Source organism: Rhodococcus sp. NPDC080181 (assembly GCF_040702225.1).
Lineage (GTDB): Bacteria > Actinomycetota > Actinomycetes > Mycobacteriales > Mycobacteriaceae > Rhodococcoides > Rhodococcoides fascians.
In genome coordinates, this window is the sequence record NZ_JBFBKN010000026.1 from 28,669 (window position 1) to 54,248 (window position 25,580).

Consider the following 25,580-nt stretch of genomic DNA (forward strand, 5'->3'; position numbering starts at 1 on the left):
GGGTCGATGCGGGTTACTCGCGAGTTGGGTAAACACAAAGTAAAGGCGCTTGCACGGACGTACTCGCTGGTAGCACTCGGACGTCCGAGCAAACCTGAGGATTTCCTCATGATTTTGTGTCAACCTGGAGCAGCGCGAAGGAGACCTGTCGACGAAGACAGGCTCACGCTTTGCCCTGTTGCCCACGACGCACCACGGCAGTCATCACAGCGAACGCCTCGACCCCCCGAGACGTCCACGAGAGGAATCTTCAGCCTTGACGATCAACGAGAGCACACCATCACACGGACGCGGCTCGCGAAGCACAGGCAACGCAGGCAAAGCCCCTAGAAGCAGTGGCGGCTCTCGGACTCTGGCAGATCGATTCGCCGCGGGCGAGCCGTACGCTCTGGCGTTCGGTGGTCAGGGTGCGCCCTGGCTGAGTTCGCTCGAAGAGCTCGCGCGCGATTCCGCGCTCGAGCCCGAACTGACCGATCTCGTCAACGAGGCCGCAGCAGTACTCGCGCCCGTGTCCGACGAGCTGCTGGTCGTCCGCTCGGTCGGCTTCGACCCGATCGGTTGGATGCTCGAGCAGGACCTCGCCGACGACGACACCGCCGGCTCCTACGGGCCTTCCGAAGCGGCACTGACTTCGGCTGCGGTGTCTCTGCCGGGCGTCTTCCTCACTCAGGTCGCCGCGTTGCGCGCGCTGAAGCTGCAGGGCCTCGACCCCGCCCAGACCCCGCCGGTCAAGGTGGTCGGACACTCGCAGGGCCTCATCGCCGCCGAGTCCGTCGCCGCGGACGGCGCACAGGACGCCAACTTCCTGGCCATCGCGCAGTTGGTCGGTGCTGCTGCCGGACTCGTCGGACGTCGCCGCGGCATCATCGGTGCCGGTGACCGTGCGCCGATGGTCTCGGTCGGCAACGTCGAGCCCGAACGTCTGCAGGCGATCGTCGACGAGCTCGAGATACCGGGAGCACCCGAACGCTCCGCTGCTCTGGCCATCCGCAACGGTCGTCGCCGCGTCGTGCTGTCCGGGCCGCCGGCTCAGTTGGCTCGCGTGCAGGAGAAGTGCGAGCAGATCGCGGCTCGGGAAGAACGTGAGCGCGATGCCAAGAAGCGCGGCGGCGCGGTGTTCGCACCCGTCTTCGAGCAGCTCCCGGTCGAGATCGGCTTCCATCACCCCGCATTGAACGACGCCGTGGAGCTCGTCGACGCCTGGGCGCAGCGTTGCGGTCTCGACGCCGCCCTGGCCCGCGAACTGGCGCAGAAGATCCTCGTCGATTCCGTGGACTGGGTCGACGCCATCGACGGTGTCGTCGAGGCCGGCGCGGACTGGATCCTCGACCTCGGACCCGGTGACCTCCTCACCCGCATGACCAACCCGGCGCTGCGTGGACAGGGCGTCGGCATCATCGCGGCATCCTCACGCGGCGGCCACCGAAATCTGCTCACTCCAGGAGCCGCACCCGAGGTGCAGCCGGCATGGTCGGCATTCGCACCCAAGCCCGTGACGCTCCCGGACGGCCGCGTCGTCGTCGAGACCTCCTTCACCAAGATGACCGGACGTTCGCCGATCCTGCTCGCCGGCATGACGCCGACGACGGTCGACGCGAAGATCGTCGCGGCCGCAGCCAACGCAGGCCACTGGGCCGAGCTCGCCGGTGGCGGACAGGTCACCGAGGACATCTTCACCGACCGCGTCGCCGAGCTCTCCACGTTGCTCGAGCCCGGCCGTGCCATCCAGTTCAACTCGCTCTTCCTCGACCCGTACCTGTGGAAGCTGCAGCTCGGCGGTCGCCGCATCGTGCAGCGGGCCCGTGCAGCGGGTGCGGCCATCGACGGCGTCGTCGTCACGGCAGGCATCCCCGAACTGGACGAGGCAGTGGCTCTTATCGAAGAGCTCTCCGAGGCCGGAATCAGCTACGTCTCGTTCAAGCCGGGAACCGTCGCGCAGATTCGCGCAGTGATCCGCATCGCGAACGAGGTTCCGTCCTACCAGGTCAACGTCCATATCGAGGGTGGCCGCGCAGGCGGGCACCACTCGTGGGAAGACCTCGACGACCTGCTGCTGACCACCTACGCCGAGCTCCGCTCGCGCCCCAACCTGGTGATCTGCGTCGGCGGCGGTATCGGAACACCCGAGCGGGCCGCGGACTACCTCACCGGAACCTGGTCTGCCGTGCACGGATACCCGAAGATGCCTCTCGACGGCATCCTCGTCGGTACCGCTGCGATGGCCACTCTGGAAGCCACGACCGCTCCCGAGGTCAAGCAGCTTCTCGTCGACACTCCGGGAACCCCCGACTGGGTCGGTGCCGGAACCGCCAACGGCGGAATGGCGTCGGGCCGTAGCCAGCTCGGTGCCGACATCCACGAGATCGACAACGCGGCATCGCGTTGCGGTCGGCTGCTCGACGAGGTCGCCGGCAACGCCGACGCCGTTGCCGAGCGCCGCGACGAGATCATCGCCGCACTCGACGGCACCGCCAAGCCGTTCTTCGGCGACGTCGCCGAGATGACCTACCAGCAGTGGCTGAGCCGCTACCTGGATCTGGCCATCGGAACGGACTCGCGCAGCGAATTCGATTGCGGCGGTGAGTTCACCGATGCCGTGACCGAGGCCCGTGAATCGGTGTGGCTCGACGTCACCTGGCGCACGCGCTTCCTCGAAATGCTGCAGCGCGCCGAGGCACGCTTGCACCCGGTCGATCGTGGCCCCATCCCCACCCTGTTCGCCGACGCCGAGGTACTCGAGCGTCCGCGCGCAGCACTGAAGTCACTGCTCGCTCAGTTCCCCGACGCCGGTGACGTGGTGCTGCACCCGGCCGACATCACCTTCTTCACCTCGCTGTGCCGCATGCCCGGCAAGCCGGTCAACTTCGTTCCCGTCGTCGACGGTGACGTACGCCGCTGGTGGCGCAGTGACTCGCTGTGGCAGGCACACGACGCTCGCTACTCGGCCGATCAGGTGTGCATCATCCCCGGAACCGTTGCCGTCGCCGGTATCACTCGCGTCGACGAGCCGGTGGGCGAACTGCTGAACCGCTTCGAGAAGGCCACCGCAGACCAGCTTCTCGCCGAGGGCGTAGAGCCGGCGGCCATCGCCAGCCGACGCCACGCCGAGATCGCACCGGGACTGCTGGGCATCGTGCTGGCAGCACCCGACGTCACGTGGGCCTCGCGTATGACGCAGAACCCCGTTGCACGCCTGGGCGATCCGGCCGACTGGACCGTCGACTCCGATACGGTCGCCTCGCATCCGCAGACCGGCTCCTCGCTCACCGTGCTCGATGCCGAGCACGTCGAACTGCTGGTCCCGCTCGCCCCGGGCAAGGAAGTACGCATCCGTCTGACGGTGCCTGCCTCCACGATCGACGGCGGCGCTCCGGTCGTCACCGCAGAGGATGCACAGCAGGCCATGTCGGCACTGCTCGGAGTTGCGGCAGGACAGGACCTTCCGACGGTCAAGAACGGTGTCGCGCGGCTGAACATCGCCTGGATCCCCGATCTGATCGCCGACCACGCCGGCGTCACCGGATCCGGACTGCCCGACACACTGACCGTCAGCGGCAAAGCCGTTCCCGACGTCCTCGTCGGCGCCTGCTGGCCCGCCGTCTTCGCCGTGCTCGGAGCGACGCGCAACGCCGAAGGCATCGACGTCATCGAAGGCATGCTCGACCTGGTGCACCTCGATCACAGCGTCAACCTCGTCGGTGAATTGCCGACCGACACTTCGATTCTCGTGGTCAAGGCCGCTGCAGGAGAGGTGCTCGACACCGATCTCGGTCGCGTCGTCGAGGTCACCGTCGAAATCGGTGCCATGCTCGGTGAGGGGCTCGACGCCCCGGCCGTCGCAACTCTGGTGGAGCGCTTCGCCATTCGTGGACGCACCGGCAAGGGCGAGTTGGTGGATCCGGCTCGCGCCGGCGGTTCGCTGAGCGCCGACGCCAAGGACACTCCGCGTCGTCGCCGTCGCCAGGCCACCATCGTGGCCCCGCGCAACATGGCCGCGTTCGCCCAGGTCTCGGGCGATCACAACCCGATTCACACCTCGGATGCCGCGGCGTTGCTCGCCGGCCTCGGTAGCCCGATCGTGCACGGCATGTGGCTCTCGGCTGCGGCGCAGCAGACCGTCACCGCAGTCGACCATGAGGACACCAAGACTCCTCCGCGTCGTCTCACTGCCTGGACTGCTCGTTTCCTCGGAATGGTCCGTCCCGGAGCGGAGATCGACGTTCGCGTCGACCGCACCGGATTCGATCAGGGTGCCGAACTGGTCGAGGTGTCCTGCCGAGTCGGCGGCGAACTGGTCATGGTCGCCACCGCACGCACCGCCGCGCCGAAGACCGTCTACGCGTTCCCCGGCCAGGGCATCCAGCGCCCGGGTATGGGACTGGACGCACGCGCTCGCTCCAAGGCCGCGCGTGAGATCTGGGAGCGAGCCGACAAGCACACCCGCAACGCGCTCGGCTTCTCCATTCTCGCTGTCGTGCGCGACAATCCGACGTCGCTCAAGGCCCGCGGGGTCACGCACAAGCATCCCGACGGTGTGCTGCACCTGACGCAGTTCACCCAGGTTGCGATGGCCGTTCTCGGTGTCGCACAGGTTGCCGAACTGCGCGAATCCGGAGCGTTCGTGGAGAATTCGATTCTCGCCGGCCACTCGGTGGGTGAGTACAACGCTCTGGCCGCCGTTGCCGGTGTGCTCCCGCTCGAGGCCGTTCTCGAGGTCGTCTTCCAGCGTGGCTCGGCCATGCACGCACTCGTTCCCCGTGACGAGAACGGCCGCAGTGACTACCGCATGGCTGCCATCCGCCCGTCCCAGATCGGCCTGGCCGACGAGGACGTGCAGGGCTTTGTCGCCGGTGTCGCAGCAGAGTCCGGTGAGTTCCTCGAGATCGTCAACCTCAACTTGCGTGGCTCGCAGTACGCCATCGCAGGCACCGTTGCCGGCCTCGGTGAGCTCGAAAAGAAGATCGCCATCCGCCGGGCAGAGTTCGGCGGCAAGGCCGCCTACATCATGGTTCCGGGCATCGACGTGCCGTTCCACTCGACGGTTCTGCGCGGTGGAGTCGACGATTTCCGTAGCCGCCTCGAGACCCTGCTGCCCGAGCAGCTCGATCCCGCGATCCTGGTCGGTCGCTACATTCCGAACCTGGTGCCCAAGCCGTTCTCGCTCGACCGGGCCTTCGTTCAGGAGATCGCCGACCTCGTACCGTCCGAGCCGCTGAACACCGTTCTCGCGGAGTTCGATTCGTGGGCCGCACGGCCGAGCGATCTGTGCCGCGTGATCCTGACCGAATTGCTCGCATGGCAGTTCGCCAGCCCGGTCCGGTGGATCGAGACTCAGGATCTGCTCTTCGCAGACGAGTCCGACGGCGGTATGGGCGTCGAGCGTTTCGTCGAGATCGGGCTCGGTGCAACACCGACCGTGGCCAACCTCGCGTCGCAGACTCTCAAGCTGCCCGGCCGCTTCGGGCACCCGGTCGAGGTACTGAACCTCGAGCGCGAAGCCGCGATCGTCTACGGCACCGATACCGACCCGGCTCCGGCCGACGAGGACGAGGCAACACCCGCTCCCGAAACCGCTGCTCCGGCAGCAGCGGCCGCTCCGGCTGCAGCACCCGCTCCGGCCGCGGCACCGTCGGGTGGACCTCGTCCCGACGACATCGCGTTCGTCGCCGCCGACGCGACCAAGATCCTCATCGGACTGTGGACCAAACTGCAGCTCGATCAGATCGGGCCCGCCGACACCATCGAGGCACTGTGCGACGGCGTGTCCTCGCGTCGTAACCAGCTGCTCGTCGACCTCGGCTCCGAGCTCTCGCTCGGTGCCATCGACGGCGCAGCCGACGCCGACATGGGTGCGCTCTCGGGCACGGTCAACAAGCTGGCTCGTACCTACAAGCCGTTCGGCCCGGTGCTCAGCGACTCGATCAACGACCATCTCCGCAAGGTCTTCGGCCCCTCGGGACGACGCCCGGCCTCCATCGCCGATCGCGTCAAGAAGACCTGGGAACTGGGCGACGGCTGGGCGCACCACGTCACCGCCGAGGTCGCTCTGGGTACCCGTGACGGTGCCTCGGTCCGCGGCGGTGCACTCGGTGGCCTGGCCGACGGCGCTCTCGCCGACGGCACTGCCGTCGACAACGTTATCGACGCCGCGGTTGCTTCGGTTGCCGCTCGTCGCGGAATCGCAGTGTCCATGCCGCAGGCAGGTGGCGGGGCCGGCGGAACCGTCGACGCTGCTGCTCTGGGCGAGTTCACCGAGCACATCACCGGTCGCGACGGCGTTCTCGCCTCCGCAGCCCGGTTGGTGCTCGAGCAGCTCGGCCTGGCGGACGCACCCAACGCGCTGCTGGCCGAGAACCCCGATGCTGCTCTGGTGGAGCTGGTTTCGGCCGAGCTCGGCTCCGACTGGCCTCGCCTGGTCGCTCCCGCGTTCGACGCCAAGCGCGCCGTGCTGATCGACGACCGGTGGGCCACCGCCCGTGAGGATCTGGCTCGGTTGTGGCTCGGTACCGCAGGTGATGTCGCTGTTGAGTCCTTCGCCGGTGCAGGCAATGCCGTTGCAGCACAGGCACAGTGGTGGAAGGCCAAGGCCGACTACGAGAACAAGGCCGTACTCGCCGATACCTTCGGACGCATCGCAGACATCGCGGTCGCATCCGAGGACAAGGGTCAGTGGGCCGACGACGTCGCAGTCGTCACCGGCGGCAGCAAGGGATCCATCGCCGCGGCAGTGACCGCTCAGTTGTTGGCCGGGGGAGCGACGGTCTTCGTCACCACCTCGCGGCTCGATGACGAGCGCCTGGGCTTCTACCGCTCGCTCTACCGCGACAACGCTCGCAACGGAGCGTCGCTGTGGGTGGTTCCGGCCAACATCGCGTCGTACACCGACGTCGATGCCCTCATCGAGTGGATCGGCAGTGACTACATCGACACTGCCGGTGGCGCAAAGACATTGGTCAAGGCAGCTGCCACTCCGACGATGCTGTTCCCGTTTGCCGCACCTCGGGTCATGGGCGAGATGTCCGACGCCGGAGCTCGCGCCGAAATGGAAATGCGCGTGCTGCTCTGGTCGGTCGAGCGTCTGATCACCGGACTGTCGAAGGTCGGCTACGACAACGACATCGACACTCATCTGCACGTGGTGCTCCCCGGATCGCCGAACCGCGGAATGTTCGGTGGCGACGGTGCCTACGGTGAGTCGAAGGCCGCACTCGATGCAGTCGTCGCGAAGTGGGGCTCGGAGAAGAACTGGGCCGAGCGGGTGTCCATCGCGCACGCTCACATCGGGTGGGTTCGCGGAACCGGCTTGATGGGCGGCAACGATCCCATCGTCGAGGCGGTCGAAGCCGAAGGTGTCCGTACCTGGTCGACCGAGGAGATGGCGACCGAGCTGCTGCGGCTGTGCACCTTCGACGCACGTCGTCAGGCTGCGCAGGAGCCCATCGTCGCCGATCTGACGGGTGGCTTGGCCAACACCAAGCTCAACCTCGTCGAGCTTGCTCGCGACGCGGCCGCTGCTGCGGCCGAGAAAACCGAAGAGGCCGTAGACAGTTCGGTCATCGCCGCGTTGCCCGCACCTCCGCGGCTCGCCCCGACCACCGCTCCAGCGTGGCCGACCCTCGATGTCGATCCGAAGGACCTGATCGTCATCGTCGGTGCAGGTGAGCTCGGACCTTACGGTTCGGCGCGTACTCGCTTCGAGATGGAGGTCGACGAGCAGCTCTCTGCCGCAGGCGTTCTCGAACTCGCGTGGAACACCGGCCTGATCGCCTGGGAGAACGATCCCAAGCCGGGCTGGTACGACATCGAGTCCGGTGACCTCGTTCCCGAGGAGGACATCGCCGACAAGTACCACGACATCGTGGTCGAGAAGTGCGGTATCCGCACGTACGGCGACGACGGCGCAATGGTCGGTAACACCGCTCCGCTAATGACCTCGATCTTCCTCGACAACGACCTCACGTTCGTCGTCGGAACCGAGATCGACGCACGGTCGTTTGCGGCTGCCGATCCCGAGCACACGCTGATCACACCGGTCCCCGATTCGAGCGACTGGCAGGTCACTCGCAAGGCGGGCACCGAGATTCGCGTTCCGCGCAAGATGAAGCTCACCCGTACCGTGGGTGGTCAGATTCCGACCGGATTCGATCCCACCAAGTGGGGCATCTCGCCCGACATGGCGAGTTCGGTGGATCGTGTTGCCCTGTGGAACATCGTCACCACGGTCGACGCCTTCATCTCCTCAGGCTTCAACCCGTCGGAACTGATGCGCTGGGTGCACCCGACGTTGGTCGCCAACACTCAGGGCACCGGCATGGGCGGCATGGAGTCCATGCGCTCGCTGTACATCGACACCCTGCTCGGCGATGCTCGTGCGAACGACATCCTGCAGGAGGCTTTGCCGAACGTCGTTGCTGCACACGTGGTTCAGTCGTACATCGGTAGCTACGGCGCGATGGTTCACCCCGTTGCCGCCTGCGCCACCGCGGCCGTCTCGGTCGAGGAGGGCGTCGACAAGATCAAGCTGGGCAAGGCGCAGCTCGTGGTCGCCGGCGGATTCGACGACCTGAGCACCGAAGGCATCATCGGTTTCGGCGACATGTCGGCCACGGCGGACTCGGCAGCGATGTCCGCCAAGGGAATCAGCGATCGACGGTTCTCCCGGGCCAACGACCGTAGGCGCGGAGGGTTCGTCGAATCGCACGGCGGCGGAACGATTCTGCTCGCTCGCGGCGATCTGGCACTCGAGATGGGCCTGCCCGTCCTCGGAGTGGTGGCCTACGCACAGTCGTACGGCGACGGAGTGCACACGTCGATCCCGGCTCCGGGACTCGGCGCACTCAGCGCCGGTCGCGGCGGCAGGGATTCGGCACTTGCGCTCTCGCTCAACGCACTCGGCGTCAGCGCAGACGACGTGGCCGTGATCTCCAAGCACGACACCTCGACTGCAGCCAACGACCCCAACGAGGCCGAGTTGCACACCCGCCTGGCCAAGGCCATCGGTCGTTCGGACGGCGCTCCGCTGTTCGTCGTCTCGCAGAAGTCCCTCACCGGGCACTCGAAGGGCGGAGCGGCTGCCTGGCAGCTCATCGGCCTGTGCCAGGTGCTGGCCAACGGTGTCATCCCGCCGAACCGCAGCCTCGACTGCGTCGACGACAAGATGACCGGTTTCGAGCACTTGGTGTGGGCTCGTGAGCCGCTGCGCTTCGGTGACTCGGTTCCGCTGAAGGCGGGTCTGCTCACCTCGCTCGGCTTCGGGCACGTGTCCGGACTCATCGCGCTGGTGCACCCTCAGGCGTTCCTCGAGGCCGTTCCGGCCGAGCGGCGTGCGGAGTACATCGCGAAGGCGAACGAACGTCGTATCGCCGGTCAGCGCAGGCTGATCTCCGCGATGGTGGGTGGCGACTCCCTCTACGAGCGGCCGGACGATCGACGACTGGGACATGACGGGACGCCGGCCAAGGCGTCACGCGAACTGGAGGCCAACGTGTTGCTCAACGAGTCCGCTCGCCTCGGCGAGGACGACGTCTACTCCTCCGGTCTGCCGGGTGCCATCTGATGGCAATCCTGGGAGTGGGTTTCGACCTGGTGACGGTGTCCGACTTCGCCGAGCAGATGGAAAAGGTCGGCACGACGATGATTCGCGACAGCTTCACCGCGGGTGAACGTCGGCACGCGGCGACCAAGAGCTCCGACCCGACGCGGCACTACGCAGCACGGTGGGCAGCCAAGGAAGCAGTTCTGAAAGCTTGGGCGACATCACGTTTCGCACGGCCGCCGCAGATCGGCGACAATCCGTACCCGTTGATCGAGGTCGTCAACGATGCGTGGGGCCGACCGTCCATCAAGCTGCACGGCATGGCGCAGGAGTTTTTGCCGACGGTCAAGATTCACCTGTCGCTGACGCACGACGGCGATATCGCCGCCGCGGTGGCGATCCTGGAGGAGTGACTCCGCGCTGAACGACGACAAGGCCCGTCCGATCCACGAGATCGGGCGGGCCTTTCGTGTGGCTGAAGCGAGCGGGTCAGGCGTCGTCGGTGTTGACCGACCCACCGGAGCGCCTGCTCTCCTTCTCCGCGACGAGCAGATACGCCATCATGATTCGCTTGAGTTCGGCCACGGCATCTTCGTGGCTCTGGCCGTCCTGCACCGAGAAGTTCAGCATCGAGTAGACGATGTGTACCAACACCTGGGCCATCAGATTGCGACGATGCCGCGGTGTGCGCGGCGTCAACGGTCCGAGCATGCGTGAGACCTGATCGGCGAACTCGCGCTCGTGAATGACCCCGGTGGCGCGGGTGGACGGTGTCGACTGCATCGCGAGCCATACCTCGCGGCGCGACGGGTCCGTCATCCACATGCCGGCCATGTGGTCGACGAAATTGTTCAGGAACCGCACCCAGTCCAGGGACGGGACCTCGCCGTCGAACTCTGCCAATTCCTGTTGGACTCCCACGAGGTCCTGACGATTGAGTTCGCAGACGATGACGTACTTGTTGGCGAAGAACTGGTACAGCGTGCCGATCGGTAGCTCCGCCCGCGACGCGACTTCTTCACATGTGAACGACTCGAAGCCCACGTCGCTGAGCAGTTCACGCGACGCCTGAAGCAACGCGTCGAATTTGCGTTGGCTGCGTTCCTGCGTGGGACGGCGCCTCGGCATCAGCTCCTGAGTCTGCGCCGTCGACTCGAGCGCGGCGTCGAGACGGCGCGAGGACTGGGCACGAGCAGAGGATTCCACCCGGTCAGGCTATCCGTCGCGGGTGCACGGTATCCACTTCTGTCGTGCGGGTCGCATCGCCCACTCCGGATTCGGTCGTTCTTGTGGGGGACCGCTGTGTGTGTCGACAGCTGTCGGGCCGTCTCGCTGTGACAATCCCCAAGTTCAATATCAGCCAGCCAAACGGGCAACCGGTATGGTTATAGGCATTGAATCAATTTCCGTGCAGGGTGGCCGTCGTTCGTGTCCGTGGGACGACGTTCATGGTCGGGAGCCTCACCCCGAGCACAGGGAGACTGCAGTGGCAACAATCGGTACAGCGATCGAATCCGGCTCGATGCAGACGGTCCTGCTCGAGCCGACCTCGGGGGAGGTGCTCGCGCACTCCACCACCTCGCTCGACCCCGACGTGACCGCCGTTCTACCGCGCGCGATCTCGGATATGCGTGCCGAGGCAGCAACGCTGAACGTGTCGGTCGACGCCGTCGCCGTCGTGCATCGGTCCGAGTCCGAGCGCGCCGAACTCGCCACGGCAGTGACCGACGAGTCGACGGTGTTCGTCTCGGCATCCCAGTCGTTCCTGTCCTGGTTGGCCCGTACGAAGGACCTCGCCGACGCGAGCACGGTGCTGCTCTATTACATGGGCGAACGCGGCGTATCCATCTCTCTCGCCGACGCAGCCGATGCCACACTCACGCCCGCCAAGAATGCTGCCCTGGACTCGATGTCCCCCGAACGAATCGGCAGCACGATTCCCCTGGCATGGGAAGTGGTCGACGAATCCGGCAAGAAACCGCAGGCCGTGGCGCTGTTCGGAGACAGATCGAGCAACCGGGACTTGATCGACATTCTCTCCCTCGGTCTCGGTGTGCCCGTCGTGCGAGTGGGTGCCGCAGATCGAGTCGCCGCCTGCGGAGCGGCCTGGCTCGCATCGGTTTCGGTCGAGGATCAGGCCCTCGTGGTTACGGAGGCAGTCGACGAGTCCGAAGAGGCCGCAGGGCCGGAGACGATCCCTTCGGTGATGCTCACGGCTCCGGTGACAGCAACGGGCAGGTCGAGTTCAGTGACCGGCGGCCGCAAACTGATCTTCGCTGCGGTGCTGCTCGCCGGGGTGGCCTCGGCAGGTGTCGCCGTTGCGGCCACGCTGCCGAGTGACGGGGATGGCACCGCCGAACAGAGCGCCGACCGACGCGACGGCGGAACCGATTTGGCCGGCGCAACGCGATACGTCGATCCGACGACTATTGCGCCTGCACTGCCGGTCGACGCCCTGCCCAAGACGCTCCCGCCCACGGCGGATTCGGCCGTCGAGCCGACGACTACGCCGACTGGGACGACGCAGCAGTGGACTCCACAGCAAGAGACTCCTCAGCAGTGGACTTCGCCGTCCTGGGTACCGCCGGGCGCTGCGCCTGCAGGTACCCCGCAGCCCGCTGCGGCGACTGTGGATCCGCCGCAATTGACTGTGCCCACCGTCGTTCCCGAGCCGGGCAAGTCCCAGGAGCAACTCGAGCATGAAGCCTGGGATCGGCACTGGCAGCACACAGGTGAGTGGATCGCGCAGGAATTGGCTGGAGGCTGACGTGTCGCTTCGGTAGGTGCGAGCAAATGACAGACTGGCGAGAGCCCGTCTGTCATTTCTCGTTTGGAGGAACCATGCCGACCGATGTACGCCCCGCCGACATTCGATCCGCGATCGCGAAGTCGATGCCTCGCGCGAAATCGGAGCTGGCAGAACTGGTCCGGTTCCGATCTGTGCACGATCCTCGGCAGTTCCCGGTAGAAGAATGCGTCGGTGCAGCGCAGTGGGTGCAGCGGGCGTTCGTCGACGCCGGGATTCCCGACGTGCAGTTGATCGAGACCAGCGACGGCTCACTGGCTGTCGTCGGTTCGCGGCCGGCACCGGCGGGAGCACCGACCGTTCTGTTGTATTCGCACTACGACGTCCAGCCTCCCGGCGACAGAAGCTACTGGGACAGTGAGCCTTTCGAGCTGACCGAGCGTGACGGTCGGTGGTACGGCCGAGGCGCGGCCGACTGCAAGGGCAACATCTTGATGCATCTGCTGGCGCTGCGCGCGGTGGGGGAGTCGCTCGACGTCGGCGTGCGGATCGTCTGCGAGGGTTCTGAAGAGATGGGCACGGGCGGGCTCGAAGCACTCGTCGACGAGCGGCCAGAGTTGTTCGCTGCCGATGTCGTGGTGATCGGGGACACCGGCAACACTACGGTGGGTCTGCCGACGGTCACCACCACTCTTCGTGGGATAGCCAACGTCGTCGTACACGTGGAAACGCTTGCCGGAGAGGTGCATTCCGGAATGTACGGGGGACCGGCACCCGATGCGCTCGGCGCGCTGATCCAGGTGCTGGCGACTCTGCGCAACGAGCACGGTGACACCACGGTCGACGGTCTCGATGGCGCGCAGACCTGGGATGGGGTGCCGTACGACGCCGAGCAGTTCAAATCCGACGCCGGGGTGCTCGACGGAGTCGCTCTGGCGGGTTCGGGCACCGTGGCCGACGCGGTATGGGCGCGCCCAGCTCTGACCGTTCTCGGAATCGACTGCCCACCCGTCGTGGGCTCGGCCGCTGCCATCTCCCCTCGAGCCTCGGCACGGCTGAATTTGCGAGTTCCGCCAGGGATGGATCCGCAGCAGGCGCAGGACGCGTTGGTGGCGCATCTGGAGGCACGTACGCCGTGGAATGCGCGTGTCACCGTCGAGCGTGAGGCGATCGGTTCGCCGTTCCTGGCCAGAACAGACGGCCCGGGGTACGCGGCGTTGTCAGGTGCCTTGGAAGAGGCATTCGGACGTCCCATGGGGACGGCGGGGCAGGGCGGGTCCATTCCGTTGTGCAACGCGTTGGCGGAGGCGTTGCCGGACGCCGAGATCATGCTGATGGGCGTCGAAGAGCCCCGATGCCGGATCCACGCCCCGAACGAGAGCGTGGACCCGACGGAAATCGAGAAGATGGCCGTCGCCGAAGCATTGTTCCTGCAGCGGCTGGCCGGTTCAGACAGATAGGTCGCGGCGCAGTTTGGCGACGTGGCCGGTGGCGCGCACGTTGTACTGCGCCACCTCGATCTTGCCGGCCTCATCTACGAGGAACGTGGAGCGGATGACGCCCTCGTAGACCTTGCCGTAGTTCTTCTTCTCACCGAACGCACCCCAGGCCTGCAACGTCGTCTTCGCCTCGTCGGAGAGCAGGGGGAATGTCAGCTCCTCCTTGTCGCGGAACTTGGCGAGTTTGGCCGGCTTGTCGGGGGAGATGCCGACGACCTCGAGGCCTTCGCCGTTGAGCTCGGCGAGGCTGTCGCGGAAGTCGCAGGCCTGCTTGGTGCAGCCAGGGGTGCTCGCGGCGGGGTAGAAGTACACGATCACCTTCTTGCCGGCGTAGTCGGCGAGGGAGACGTCGTTGCCGTCGGCATCGGGCAGGGTGAACGCCGGAGCGGTGTCGCCCGGCTCGAGCTTGCTGTATTCGGTCACCGCACGAGAGTATCGAAATACCGCCGTGCTCTAGGCTCGAGTACGACCAAGACTATTTGCAGACAAGTTGGAGGACACGTGGCCAAGGACACCGACCGAATCGAGCGCGAGATCGAGGCCGCTCGCAATCAGCTGGCCAGCACGCTGGACGAGCTGAGCGTCCGTGCCAGCCCCAAGAACATCGTCGCCAACACCAAGCAGACGGTGGTGGCCAAGCTCAACGAGCCGGCCGTGAAGTTCACTCTGCTCGGAGTCGGCGCAGTGGTAGCAGTTCTCGTGGTTCGCAGGATCTTCAACTGACGCAACAGGTGCCTTGACCAGCCGATTTCACATCTGGCCGCATCTGCTGTTAATGTTTCTCCCGCACCGCAGAGAACACGCGGTGCGGATCGGCGCCATTAGCTCAGTTGGTTAGAGCAGCTGACTCTTAATCAGCGGGTCCGGGGTTCGAATCCCTGATGGCGCACAAGAATGACCCCTTGACCAGCGGAAATGCCGGTCAAGGGGTCATCTTTTTGCCTCGACGGATCAGGTCAACTCATCACTTTGCGGGCAAAGTGATGAGTGAATCTTGGTGTGATTTCCCAGGTCGCGTGCGATGTCGCGGCGGTGGTGATGACTCGAATCGCAAGACTGTGTGTCGTGGAGTCAAGTGAGTCGGTGCCGATGCTTCCATGCCTGTTACGTGCGCATCATGCTGATTTCCGGGTTTCGGATCGTCGTCGGGGCGCGGCCACAGCGTAAGGTCATCACTTACTCATCACTTTGGGCCACCGATGCCCGGCCATGGGCCGCACTTGCGGGCTTCGGTTTGCCGGTGTGGTCAGCGGATGGAGAGGACCGACCCAGCGACCGCGGGGGAGTTTTCGGCCTGCGTCGCCTCGAAGCGTGTTCGCTGCCAGCTTCGTTCAGTGCCGGGCGGCGGAACTGGTATCGGGGTCGGGGCGGTGCCCGTGCCGAGGTGTTGTTCTGCGTGCTCTGGAACGGGAGCGCAGGTAGTTGACGGCGATCGGGAGTATCGACAGGACGACAACCCCCATGAGGATGACCTCGATGTGGTTGCGCACGAACGGGATTCCGCCGAGTAGGTAGCCGAGCATCGGTACGCCGGCACCCCAGACGATCCCTCCGATGATGTTGTAGACGAGGAACGTTCGGTATCTCATGCCCGACGCCCCCGCCATGACGGGTGCGAGTGTCCGGACGACGGGAACGAACCTGGCGAGTACGACAGTGCGGGCACCGTAGGTGTCGAAGAACGACTGCGCGCGGGCAAGCTGCGCAGGGCCGAGCCGTTTGGCACCGGGTCGGTCGAAGACAGCAGGGCCGGCGGCGCGGCCGATCAAGTAGCCGCATTGATCGCCGAGTGTGGCGGCGATCGGTGCGGACACCAGGATCACCCACAATGGAACGAACGGATCGGCCTGCGCAACGAGCACTCCGGCGGTGAAGAGCAGAGAGTCGCCAGGGAGAAAGAACCCGATCAGAAGACCCGTCTCGACGAACAAGGCGACGAGCAGCCCGATCAACCCGAATGTCGCGACGAGCGTGCTCGGGTCGAGGACGCCGCCGGTCAATCCCGATGTCACAGCGAGATCCTGTTCATCAGCAGGCGAGGTGGCGCCGCATCGGTGGTGCCGCCGGAGTCGACACGATGCAGTGCGTAACCGCCGAGGGTGACTGCGCAGGCTGCGAGGAGCGCGCCGGCGACAACGTCGGTGAGCCAGTGGACGCCGAGATACATCCGTGTGCACGCAACGGCAACGACGATCGCGACGGCGATTCCGAGGAACAGTGTCCGTACCGCCCTCGATCGCCGCGTGCCTGCGAGGAGGGCGAGCATCAGTGACAGGGCGGCGGTCCCGGTGACGTGCCCTGACGGGAAGGAGAAATCGGTTTCGAGCATCAATTGGGTCGACTGCGGCGGCCGCTCGCGTCCGACGATCAGTTTCACGATCGTGCACAACATCGACGCCGAGGCGACGGTCGCCAGCATCACCAGTGCCGGGCCGTAGTGTGTGGTTCTCCACACGATAAGCACCGCAACCACGAGGCCCAACGCGGCGGTCTCGGCGGGTCCACCCGCTGTGGTGACGGCAAGGGCCAGATCATCGAGCGCGTGCGTTCGGTGATCGACGAACCAGGCCGCGACAGGCGCGTCGGACTTGGTCAGCCATCCGTTGCTGTGCACAGCGACGGATAGCACCACCACTGCGAACGCGAAGCCGAGCGTGCCGAGGATCGTCGCTCCGGCCCGGTCGGAGCGGATGCGGAGCATGATCCCGGTACCGAGGAGGCCAACTGCGATCACCAACCCGGCGATCTCGACGTCGGCGGTGGCGGCTTCGGTGAGCACTTCGGTGGCTGTTGCGTGAACGGCGGACATCGATGAGGAGAGGAGCACGCCGATCAGTGTGTAGAGCAGCTCCTGAAGAACCGCTGAGAGCGGCTCGTCGGTGCCTGAGTGGGTCTGTTGTACTTGCGTCACATATACGGACGGAGTTGTCGATGCGGGTTCTGGTGGTCGAGGACGAAGTGCGTCTGGCGGAGATGGTCCGCCGCGGTTTGGTAGCCGATGGGTTCACCGTGGAGGTCGAGCACGACGGTGACAACGGGTTCCACAGTGCCGCGAGCGGGGAGTTCGACGTTCTTGTTCTCGATATCATGCTGCCGGGCAGACATGGATACGACATCGTGCGGGATCTCCGCGCGCAGGGCGTGTGGACGCCGATTCTGATGCTCTCGGCCAAGGACGGTGAATACGATCTGGCCGACGCGTTCGATCTCGGCGCGGACGACTATCTGGTCAAACCGTTTTCCTTCGTGGTCTTGGTTGCTCGCCTACGCGCCCTGGTCCGACGGGGCGCTCCCGAACGCCCTTCCGTGCTCGCAGCCGGCGATCTCGAGTTGGATCCCGCACGTCACCGTGTCACCAGGGGCGGAACGGAACTGGCGCTGACCCCGCGTGAGTACAGCGTGCTCGAATTCCTGATGCGGCGCAGCGGCGTCGTGGTCACCAAGTCCGAGATCGTCCGGTCGGTGTGGGACGTCAACTACGACGGGGACGAGAACATCGTCGAGGTCTACATCGGGTATCTCCGGAAGAAGGTCGATCAGCCTTTCGGGCGCAAGAGCATCGAGACGATCCGCGGGGTCGGATACCGGCTGGCAGGAGACTGAGCGCCATGAGAGCTATCGGTACCTCCGTGGACCTTTTGCGGCCACGATCGTGGACGGTGCGGGTGCGATCCGCGGTCGCCTCGACCGTGGTCCTGGCCGTGTGCCTGATCGCGGCGGGTGGCGCATTGATCGGTATCCTCTACAGCTCACTCGAATCCTCCGCTCGCACGGCCGCTGACACCCGGGCCGTACAGGTCAGCGAGCAACTCGAGACCGATCGTCCCGCGCAAATCGACGAGTCGTCATTGGCAACAGACGGCCAGATCGGCATAGTGCAGGTCGTCGACGGGAGCGGGGCGGTAACGGCCTCCTCGCGGGCGGATGGCGGACGTCCATTGTCCACGGTCGAGGTCGCACCCTCGACCACTAGGGATCTCGGACGCATCGAACAGGCCGAAGACGGTGACTTCTGGGTCACAGCTCGCGGCGCGGAGACGGCGGCCGGGCCGGTGACGGTACTGGTCGGGGCCGACCGTGAGCCAGTGGAAAAAGTGGTGTCCACAGTCGCGATTCTGCTCGCCATCGTCGGTCCGGTAGTGGTCGCTTTGGTCGCGCTGGCGACATACCGTCTCGTCGGTGCGGCGTTGAGCCCCGTCGAACGCATACGCACCCGCGTCGCCTCGATCTCGAACAAAGATCTGGGAGAACGTATCCCGGTGCCACAATCCCGCGACGAGATCGCGCGACTCGCAGTGACGATGAATCGGATGCTCGAGCGGCTCCAGGCCGGACAACGCGCGCAACAACGATTCGTCAGCGATGCCTCCCACGAGCTTCGTAGCCCGCTGTCAACCATTACTGCCGCTCTCGAGCTCGCCGCAGCAAGGCCGGAGCTGATCGATGCCTCGCTGATCGACGAATCGTTGTTGCCCGAAGCGCGTCGGATGCGCCGGCTGATCGAAGACCTTCTCCTGCTTGCTCGTTCGGACGAGAAGCAATCACCGCTCGGCGCGGTCGACGTCGACCTCGACGATGTGCTGTACGAGGAAGGCAAACGGATCGACGCAATGACGGATCTGACTGTGGGAACGTCGATCGTTCCGGTCCGGGTAACCGGAGATCAACCCGCGTTGGCGAGAATGGTGCGCAACGTTGTCGACAATGCTGTTCGGCACGCCGTCACTCGAATCGAATTGTCCTGCACACCGTCCGGAGGGTCCGCTGTCATCGTGATCGATGACGACGGCCCGGGGATCCCCGAACAACAGCGTGAACGAGTCTTCGATCGGTTCGTACGGTTGGATGCATCCCGCACACGCGACGAAGGCGGTGCCGGTCTCGGATTGGCCATCGTCGCCGGCACCGCCGCCGCCCACACAGGCTCGGTGACGGTTTCCCGTTCCCCGCTCGGAGGAGCACGCTTCGAGATCAGAATTCCGACGCATCAGCCCAGCGGATCGAAGGAACTCACCTGATATCGCCGAGATGGCTCTACGGTCTCGTTCGGTCCGGTGAGTGCAACGCCAATGCCATCCGCGGACACAGGTCGACGGCCTTGAGCGCATTACCCAGAGATCTCGAGGGGACGGTCGGATCAGGAGTTGCAGACAGCGGATATCCCCACTCGTCGCGGGACAGGATCTCGGGGAGCAGTTCGGTGCACAGGCCCCGGCCGTCGCAGCGCGTCCAGTCGATGTGAAGCCTGGACTCTGAAGTTCTGTCGAGTTTCACCAGGTTCTCCGCAGTCGCGCTGTTGCCTCGCAGTGGCCGGTGCTGTGCATGCGCACGTCGTCGGCGAATGCGGTCAAGGCCGACAGGACGAGCCGTACGGTTCCGTCGGGATGGTGGCATGCACCGCGCCCGTCGACGAGTCCGGCATAGCGGCGGATCTCGTGGATCGTCTGTTCACCGGGACGGTGGTAGGCGAGGTCGGCGAATTCCGACGCCAGCCGGGGAAGCCCGTTCAGGCAGGGCCCGCATTGCCCAGCGCTTTCCCGTGCAAGGTAGTCGACTATGTCGGCCGTGGCACGAAGACCGCAGGTGTGGACTGCCAGCGCGTGTACCACCCCCGCTCCCGGACTAGCGCCTATCGCGGCGAGAGATTCTCTCGAGAGGCGTCGCCCTGCGAGGTCCGCTCGGTTGATCCAGGTTCCGTGATAACCGCCGACCAGCACGGCGCGAGTGTTGTCCATGTCCGCTCGTCCGATATCGCCGACAACCCACTCGAGTGGGCTTCCGATCGGTACCTCGACAACGCCGGGGTTGTTCACTGCGCCGGACAACGTCACGAGCATCGTTCCAGGTTCGCTCGTAGTTCCTGACGATCGGAACCAGTCGACGCCGAATCGCGCAACGGTGGCGACGTGCGCGAGAGTTTCGACATTGTGCACGAGAGTCGGACGTCCCTTCATTCCCGATTTCGAAGACGATGCCAGTGAGGACCGCGGAATCGGTGGCTTGCCCTCGACCGCCGCGATCAGAGCCGTCTTCTCCCCGGAGACGAAGCGTCCGGCGGACACGACGACGTGGACGTCGGTGCGATCCCAACCACTGTGTCGCCGTTCGGTGATGGCGCTGCGCAACCGGTCGGTATTCGGGGCCGGTACGACAAGGAATGCGTCGGTCGCACCCACTGCTTCCGCGGCGATCGCCAGGCCGTCGAGAACGAGGTGTGGTGAATCGGATAGTAGGACAGCGTCTTTGCTGCTCATCGGTTCCCCCTCGGATCCGTTCGCAATCACTACGGGTCGGCGACCGGTGATGGCGGCCATCTTCGCCCCGGTAGAAAAACCTGCGCCACCGCGCCCGGCCAGGCCGGAACGTGAGATAGCCGTGATGACCGAATCGTCGCCGGCAGGCACCGGCCCGAACGTGTGCGCATGTCGGTCGAGGTCGAACCCGGCACCGGACAAAATGTGAGTGAGGCTGGAGGTCGTCATTGCTGTGCTCCTGCTCTGGAGTGGTGGAATTCGAGAAAATCGTGGCGGAGCCGGAACGTCGTCGCTGCCGTCACCAGTACCGCGCACCCTGCAGCAATGGAAAGGAACCATGCGTGTCCGACGTCCGTTCCGTTCCCCAGGGCGTGAGCGAGGGCAATCGGCCACAAGGCATACGCCGACCAGTGAACGACCCGAAATGTTCTGTGCCCCAATCGGTGCCTCAGCAGAGCAGTGGCGACGACAACGATGATCAGATCTACGGCGAGGGTGCCGAGCCCGAGCCAGAACGGCCGGTAGCGCCCGAGAAACGGGACCACTGAGTCGACGACGTTCAGCTGTGCGTAGGGATCGAAAAGCAGTGCACCCACATGAATCACGATGAGCAGCGACCCCAGTAGAGATGTGTTCTTGTGGAGTTCCACGACGCCGAATCGTGGCAACGTAAGAATCGGTCGCCCCGATCGCGTCACCGTTCCCGATGCCATGGAGAGGGTGAGTATCAACAACGCCGCGATGCCGGTTCCCCGTCCGAGTGCCCACAGTGCTTGATCCATCAGTCCTCCTCGGTGTTCGGATGTCCACTGTGGGAACTCTTCTCGAGCCATCCGGGTGTCACTGTCGTGTCACCGTCGGCATCGATCATTCGCGCGGGAAGGCCGATGTCTCTCAACCATCGCACGGCGGCCGAACCTTTCACGACGGCGGCGGTACTGGCCGTGTTGGCCAGAAAACAGCTCTGTGCGGCGACAGTGACTGTGCGCCAGATTGGTTCGACGGGGACCAAGAGCTGCGGATCGAGGATGTGATGTGCAGTCTTTCCGCCTTTCGACCATCGCCTCCGCTGGGTGCTCGACGTGGCAACTCCGACGCCGGACCCGATGGTGACGTTCGTCGAAGGTTGGTTGTCACCGTCGGCCACTCGAATCTGCCATCCCGTGCTCGGCGGCGGACCGCTCGTCGAGATGTCACCTCCGATAGACACGAGAACTCCGCAGCCCAGTTCGGACGCGACGAGTGCGGCACAGCGGTCGGCTGCCAGCGCTTTCGCGGTCGCTCCCAGATCGAGAACAACACCCTCCGGAACCGTGAGCATGCCGTCGTGCAGGGTCACCATTGTCCAGTCGGCGCGGCGTACGACGGAGACGGTTGCGGAGTAACCCCCGGTGGGTGGTTCGAGCAGTGAGAAGTCCCTGTCGTAACCCAGGTCGATCATCGCTGAGCCGAGCGTCGGGTCCACTGCACCGTCGGTGATGTCGGCTGCGTGCAGCGACGCGAGCACGAGGTCGGCGAGTACGGCACTGACGGGGGCGGGTCGGACATGTGATCCCGTCAGGTTCATGATTTCGGAATCGGGCCGGAACCTGCTGCATGCGTGGTCGACCGCGTCGAGTTCGCTGCGCACCAGCGACTCCGCGGCCTCGAGCGACCTCGGGTCGGTCACGACAAGATGAACGTCGGTGCTCCACATCTGCCAGCGGGACTCGGCTATCGAGTTCTTCTCGGCGACGACAGTCATGAGCCGTGGGTCGTGCTGTGTGGTGTTCCGGATCCCGATGAGACGCGCGGCGAGGTACCGAACGGGTTCGGGGACGAGGTGGTCCCATTGTCCGACTGCGTTGTCGAAGTCGTTTCCGAGACGCTCGCTGCGTTGGCTGTATCGGTGTTCTGAGTATCGAGGAATGCCAGTGCCGAGGTTCCGATCACGACGGCGACCCCGACTCCTGCCACTGCCGCAGTAGCGATACGTGCTCTGCGGAAGCCGGATTCCGGTGTAATCATGTGAGGCCTTTCCGAGGTCTGCCCGCGTGGTCGAGGGGCTCGAGATCCAGAGTGTGGGAGCTTCCTGGGACGACGCTGTTCGTTCGCTGCAACTCGGGTGCGAACGTCCAGAGAACACCCTGCGTGACCACGTGTTGTTCGGCGTACGTCGACCGCTGGATGGACATGGCTTCATGGTGCCCACCGGCCGCTGAAGAAGCGCTGAGAGTGGTTCTGTCCTCGACCTGGTCTGAGACTGATGCAGGCCACGCCACATACTCGACCGGTGAGTTCTTCCTTGGCCCAGCCTGGTCTGCCGCTCGTGGTTCTCTGTTGCGTGATGGTGACGCTCGCTGGGGTCATCTATCGGGTCTCGTCGATCGGTCGAATGATCACCGCTCCGGCTGCTGCTCTGCGCGGCTTCGTTCAATTGGCGGCGATTTCGTTGATTCTCGCTGCGGCGCTCGAGCATCTGTGGTCGTCGTTGCTGGTGCTGCTGGTGATGTTCGGGGCTGCGGCGTTCACGTCGATTCGGCGTTCGGAGTCGGGGAGGTCCGGTATCTGGCTCGTGGTTCCCCTGGCGGTGGGTGTCGGGATCGTGGTCCCGTTGTGCTTGCTCACCGGTGTCGTTCCGGCGCAGGGCATCTCGATTGTTCCGGTCGGCGGAATCATCCTGGGCGGGACGATGACCGCAACATCACTGTCCGCGCGCCGCGCACTGGCCGCGTTGACCGACAGGCACGGAGAAGTGGAGGCGGCACTGAGCCTCGGAATGACCGAACGTGATGCGCGCGTGGAGGTGGTGCGGCCCACCGCGAACGACGCGCTGCTGCCGGGCCTGGATCAGACACGGACGGTGGGGTTGGTGACGTTGCCGGGTGCGTTCGTGGGCGTGTTGCTGGCCAGTGGTTCGGCCTTGCAGGCGGGGGCTGTACAGATTTTGGTGCTCGCCGGGTTGTTGCTTGCGCAGACCATCGCCGTCGCGCTGACCGTGGAACTGGTCGCGCGGGGATCGGTTCGCCGGGGGCCGTAGACGCGTGGTTCGGCGAGGTCGGCATCCACGGTGGGTGATCCTCAGCGGACCTTCAGCAACACGTGGGTACGGTCCCGGTTCATGAGCGATGTCACCGATTCCGAGCATCTGACGGTTCACCACCGGGCGCTGAGCAAGGTCCCCGAAATCACGGTCTGGTTCTGGGTCGTGAAGATCCTGTGCACCACAGTGGGGGAGAGTGTCGCGGACTGGGTGAACATGACCCTCGGTGTCGGACTGACCGCGACGGCGGGATTGTTCACCGCGATTCTCGTTGCGGTGCTTGCGGTTCAGATCTTGCTGTCGAAGTACGTGCCTGCCGTGTACTGGCTGACGGTGGTGGTGCTCAGTGTCACGGGAACGCTGTACACCGACATCCTCACCGACAGTCGCGGTGTTCCGTTGGCGGTGAGTATGTCGGTGTTCGCCGCGTTGTTGGCGGTGGTGTTCGGGGTGTGGTTCGTGCGGGAGCGGACCCTGTCGATTCACAGCATCGTCACTGTGCCCCGAGAGCTGTTCTACTGGTTGGCGATTCTGGTGACGTTCGCGCTCGGGACCGCGGCGGGCGATTGGACGCTGAGTATCACCGGGTGGGGCCCGGGCACGTCGGTACTTCTGCCCGCCGGCTTGATCGTGGCGGTCGTCGCCGGTTGGCGGCTCGGCGCGAACGCAGTGTTGGCGTTCTGGTTGGCCTATATCCTCACCCGTCCGCTGGGGGCGAATCTCGGTGACTGGTTCGCCCAACCGGCCACTGAGCACGGTCTCGGGCTGGGCACATTCGTCACCAGTGTGGTGTTCCTGGTCGCGATCCTGGCTACGGTGCTGTATCTGACGCGAACGAAACGAGACGTGATCGGGAACCACCGTGTCGAGCCCGAACCGGTCGCCACAGACGCGCGCCGTGAGCGCGCGATGCTGGTCTATTTCGCGGCAGTCGCGGTTGCCACGGCGGGGCTTCTGTCGTGGGCGTCTGCGCAGCCACATACAGCGCCGGTAAGTGAGGCGGAGGGTTCGGGGGCTGCGATCACCGATCTCGCGCCGGGGGAGGCGATCGCGAAGTTCCCGCCGCAGCAGGTCACCGAGCTCCGCGCGATCGTCGACGACACTGCCTGGGCAGTTCGGTCCGGTCAGCAGGACGAGGCGAAAACTGCTGCGAAGAAGCTCGAAACCACCTGGGACGACGATCAACCCGCGTTGCAGCCGCTCGACGCTGCGGGGTGGACAGCGCTCGACTCGCGTATCGACGTAGTGCTCACCGCAATCCGGTCGAGCACCCCCGACCCTGGCGCGGAGACCGCTGCACTGACGGACCTCGCCGCCGCCCTGCAGTGACGAGACCACTCGCTCTGGTGCTCAGGGCCGGTTGCCCGTCGACAGCGGCGGCGACGGACGTCGCAGGGTGAGTCATGTTCGCTCGAGGGGACGAATTAGGTACCAATGTTTTTCTGGGCCAATATCACTGCCAACTCTTCGATCCGGCATCCTGGCACGATGAGGCCGTTGGCCTCCAGCCACGCGGCGCGCGCTAGCAAGACCGGTCCGAATCCGATGGTTTGCCTGGCCACGATCGATGCTGTCAAGCCTCCTTCCTCCATCATCGCAAGCGACTTCGGAACGTCAGCGTGTTCGGAATGGACCAGTAGGAGGAACCCGTTGTCGGACAGTAGGTCTGGAGCCGCACGACACAGTGGATCCAGGAACGCTCGCCCGTCCACCCCTGCATCCCACGCCACCGAGGGGCCTTCGGTGGGTGGTAGGTGCGCACTCGGTACATACGGGGGATTGCACAGTACGACGTCGTAGGGGCCGTGTGTCAGTGCGACGGAGAGGTCGCCCTGACGCGCTTCGATATCGAGGCCGAGTCGCCGCGCGGCAGCCCTCGTCGATTCGACCGCTGCCGGTGAGATGTCCACTGCCAGTACTCGATGAGCCCCGAGCGTCGCGGCCGTCAGGGCTTGAATTCCAGACCCCGTACACAGGTCCAGTACCCGTGAGTCGTTCGGAATGCCGCAGGCAAGGACGGCTTCGGCAAGCATGTGCGAGTCGTGCTGCGGTTCGTACACCGTCCCGTGTCCGAGTAGGAGCGGGTCTGACGCTGTGGACTTCATGGTGGATCCCCCCTTCGAGCCGACGGCGACAGTGTCGTCGGGTTATGCAGCTACTCCCGTCGATTGGCCCCTGCCCGCGGCAAATGCGCGCATCGACGTTTACCGCCACCTTCATACTACCGGGCGTGTAGTAGTTGGTGTCGCCTCCAGGAGAGGGTGATCTATCGCCCGCAGCTCATGCAGCTGACTCGGTCTCTTTGCTATCGGCACTATGTCGCGTCGCAAATGTGCGAGTTATCGGTCCGTGCGGTTCAGCAGGTAGTCCCGAAGTACGTAGTTTCAGAAGGTTCCGAACTCATCACTTTGAAACATGGTGGAGTCGAATGTCAATGGCCATGTCGATGTCCCCGCTGGTGGCCAGGTAAAAGTCCCCACCCCGTGTTGATGTTTCCGGTTGTTCAGGGGCGGTCCTTTCGATG

19 protein-coding genes and 1 tRNA gene are annotated in these 25,580 nt (G+C 65.1%); 10 read left to right on the forward strand and 10 right to left on the reverse strand.

Translation table 11 applies throughout. The features are described from left to right. Window positions 1-256: 256 nt before the first annotated feature. Window positions 257-9,556, forward strand: a complete 9,300-nt coding sequence (locus AB0O58_RS22655) for a type I polyketide synthase (RefSeq protein ID WP_206498242.1) — start codon at window positions 257-259, stop codon at window positions 9,554-9,556. Further along, entirely contained in the window at window positions 9,556-9,948 is a 393-nt protein-coding gene (locus tag AB0O58_RS22660) for a holo-ACP synthase (RefSeq protein ID WP_008715184.1), read from the forward strand. The genes AB0O58_RS22655 and AB0O58_RS22660 overlap by 1 nt, the downstream gene beginning before the upstream one ends. Before the next feature lie 76 nt (window positions 9,949-10,024). Here the strand turns inward: AB0O58_RS22660 and AB0O58_RS22665 are convergent, their stop codons facing one another. Next, window positions 10,025-10,741 carry a TetR/AcrR family transcriptional regulator gene (locus AB0O58_RS22665; RefSeq protein ID WP_032370164.1) on the reverse strand — a complete coding sequence of 239 codons (717 nt, stop codon included), beginning with the start codon at window positions 10,739-10,741 and terminating at the stop codon, window positions 10,025-10,027. Between the two features lie 280 nt (window positions 10,742-11,021). Here AB0O58_RS22665 and AB0O58_RS22670 point away from each other — a divergent pair, with 280 nt between their 5' ends. Then, window positions 11,022-12,302 carry a hypothetical protein gene (locus AB0O58_RS22670; protein ID WP_206498241.1) on the forward strand — a complete coding sequence of 427 codons (1,281 nt, stop codon included), beginning with the start codon at window positions 11,022-11,024 and terminating at the stop codon, window positions 12,300-12,302. Between the two features lie 74 nt (window positions 12,303-12,376). Further along, window positions 12,377-13,741 (forward strand): dipeptidase, encoded by a 1,365-nt coding sequence (locus AB0O58_RS22675; RefSeq protein WP_206498240.1) that lies wholly within the window; start codon window positions 12,377-12,379, stop codon window positions 13,739-13,741. Here the strand turns inward: AB0O58_RS22675 and bcp are convergent. Continuing rightward, complete coding sequence (gene bcp, locus AB0O58_RS22680) at window positions 13,730-14,203, reverse strand: thioredoxin-dependent thiol peroxidase (protein WP_206498239.1); 474 nt, start codon at window positions 14,201-14,203, stop codon at window positions 13,730-13,732. The two genes, AB0O58_RS22675 and bcp, sit on opposite strands and share 12 nt — an antisense overlap. Window positions 14,204-14,281: 78 nt before the next feature. On the opposite strand from bcp, the gene AB0O58_RS22685 reads away from it, so the two are divergent. After that, window positions 14,282-14,503, forward strand: coding sequence for a DUF3618 domain-containing protein (locus AB0O58_RS22685; protein WP_027497653.1), 222 nt, complete (start codon window positions 14,282-14,284; stop codon window positions 14,501-14,503). Window positions 14,504-14,595: 92 nt separating this feature from the next. Further along, window positions 14,596-14,669, forward strand: a tRNA-Lys gene (locus AB0O58_RS22690). Window positions 14,670-15,111: 442 nt separating this feature from the next. Here the strand turns inward: AB0O58_RS22690 and AB0O58_RS22695 are convergent. Together AB0O58_RS22695 and AB0O58_RS22700 are read right to left on the reverse strand one after the other, a co-directional pair. After that, window positions 15,112-15,792 carry a DedA family protein gene (locus AB0O58_RS22695; protein WP_283348251.1) on the reverse strand — a complete coding sequence of 227 codons (681 nt, stop codon included), beginning with the start codon at window positions 15,790-15,792 and terminating at the stop codon, window positions 15,112-15,114. Further along, window positions 15,789-16,607: a phosphatase PAP2 family protein gene (locus tag AB0O58_RS22700; RefSeq protein ID WP_366238832.1), complete on the reverse strand. Its 819-nt coding sequence runs from the start codon at window positions 16,605-16,607 to the stop codon at window positions 15,789-15,791. The genes AB0O58_RS22695 and AB0O58_RS22700 overlap by 4 nt, the downstream gene beginning before the upstream one ends. Before the next feature lie 104 nt (window positions 16,608-16,711). Here AB0O58_RS22700 and AB0O58_RS22705 point away from each other — a divergent pair, with 104 nt between their 5' ends. Together AB0O58_RS22705 and AB0O58_RS22710 are read left to right on the forward strand one after the other, a co-directional pair. Continuing rightward, a complete protein-coding gene (locus AB0O58_RS22705; protein ID WP_032379305.1) occupies window positions 16,712-17,383 on the forward strand; it encodes a response regulator transcription factor in 672 nt (223 codons plus the stop codon). A 5-nt stretch (window positions 17,384-17,388) separates the two neighbouring features. Beyond that, window positions 17,389-18,798 carry an ATP-binding protein gene (locus AB0O58_RS22710; RefSeq protein ID WP_206498237.1) on the forward strand — a complete coding sequence of 470 codons (1,410 nt, stop codon included), beginning with the start codon at window positions 17,389-17,391 and terminating at the stop codon, window positions 18,796-18,798. Window positions 18,799-18,814: 16 nt separating this feature from the next. Here AB0O58_RS22710 and AB0O58_RS22715 read toward each other — a convergent pair whose 3' ends face one another. The 5 genes from AB0O58_RS22715 to AB0O58_RS22735 all read right to left on the reverse strand — a co-directional run bounded on the left by AB0O58_RS22715 (window position 18,815) and on the right by AB0O58_RS22735 (window position 22,208). Further along, entirely contained in the window at window positions 18,815-19,054 is a 240-nt protein-coding gene (locus AB0O58_RS22715; RefSeq protein WP_206498266.1) for a ferredoxin, read from the reverse strand. Then, complete coding sequence (locus AB0O58_RS22720) at window positions 19,051-20,262, reverse strand: NADH-ubiquinone oxidoreductase-F iron-sulfur binding region domain-containing protein (RefSeq protein ID WP_206498236.1); 1,212 nt, start codon at window positions 20,260-20,262, stop codon at window positions 19,051-19,053. The genes AB0O58_RS22715 and AB0O58_RS22720 overlap by 4 nt, the downstream gene beginning before the upstream one ends. Continuing rightward, window positions 20,259-20,816, reverse strand: coding sequence for a ferric reductase-like transmembrane domain-containing protein (locus tag AB0O58_RS22725; RefSeq protein WP_032368256.1), 558 nt, complete (start codon window positions 20,814-20,816; stop codon window positions 20,259-20,261). The genes AB0O58_RS22720 and AB0O58_RS22725 overlap by 4 nt, the downstream gene beginning before the upstream one ends. Continuing rightward, window positions 20,816-21,778, reverse strand: a complete 963-nt coding sequence (locus AB0O58_RS22730; RefSeq protein WP_094631403.1) for an FAD:protein FMN transferase — start codon at window positions 21,776-21,778, stop codon at window positions 20,816-20,818. Before AB0O58_RS22730 ends, AB0O58_RS22725 begins: the two co-directional genes overlap by 1 nt. 259 nt (window positions 21,779-22,037) lie before the next feature. Next, the gene (locus tag AB0O58_RS22735; protein ID WP_366238833.1) at window positions 22,038-22,208 is read right to left on the reverse strand and encodes a hypothetical protein; all 171 of its coding nucleotides are present in this window, start codon (window positions 22,206-22,208) and stop codon (window positions 22,038-22,040) included. Between the two features lie 98 nt (window positions 22,209-22,306). On the opposite strand from AB0O58_RS22735, the gene AB0O58_RS22740 reads away from it, so the two are divergent. Both AB0O58_RS22740 and AB0O58_RS22745 read left to right on the forward strand, forming a co-directional pair. Continuing rightward, window positions 22,307-23,053 carry an ABC transporter permease gene (locus AB0O58_RS22740; RefSeq protein WP_032368253.1) on the forward strand — a complete coding sequence of 249 codons (747 nt, stop codon included), beginning with the start codon at window positions 22,307-22,309 and terminating at the stop codon, window positions 23,051-23,053. Window positions 23,054-23,134: 81 nt separating this feature from the next. Next, the gene (locus AB0O58_RS22745; protein WP_032368483.1) at window positions 23,135-24,385 is read left to right on the forward strand and encodes a hypothetical protein; all 1,251 of its coding nucleotides are present in this window, start codon (window positions 23,135-23,137) and stop codon (window positions 24,383-24,385) included. Between the two features lie 95 nt (window positions 24,386-24,480). On the opposite strand, the gene AB0O58_RS22750 is transcribed toward AB0O58_RS22745, so the two are convergent. After that, the gene (locus tag AB0O58_RS22750) at window positions 24,481-25,161 is read right to left on the reverse strand and encodes a HemK2/MTQ2 family protein methyltransferase (protein ID WP_206498235.1); all 681 of its coding nucleotides are present in this window, start codon (window positions 25,159-25,161) and stop codon (window positions 24,481-24,483) included. Window positions 25,162-25,580: the final 419 nt, after the last annotated feature.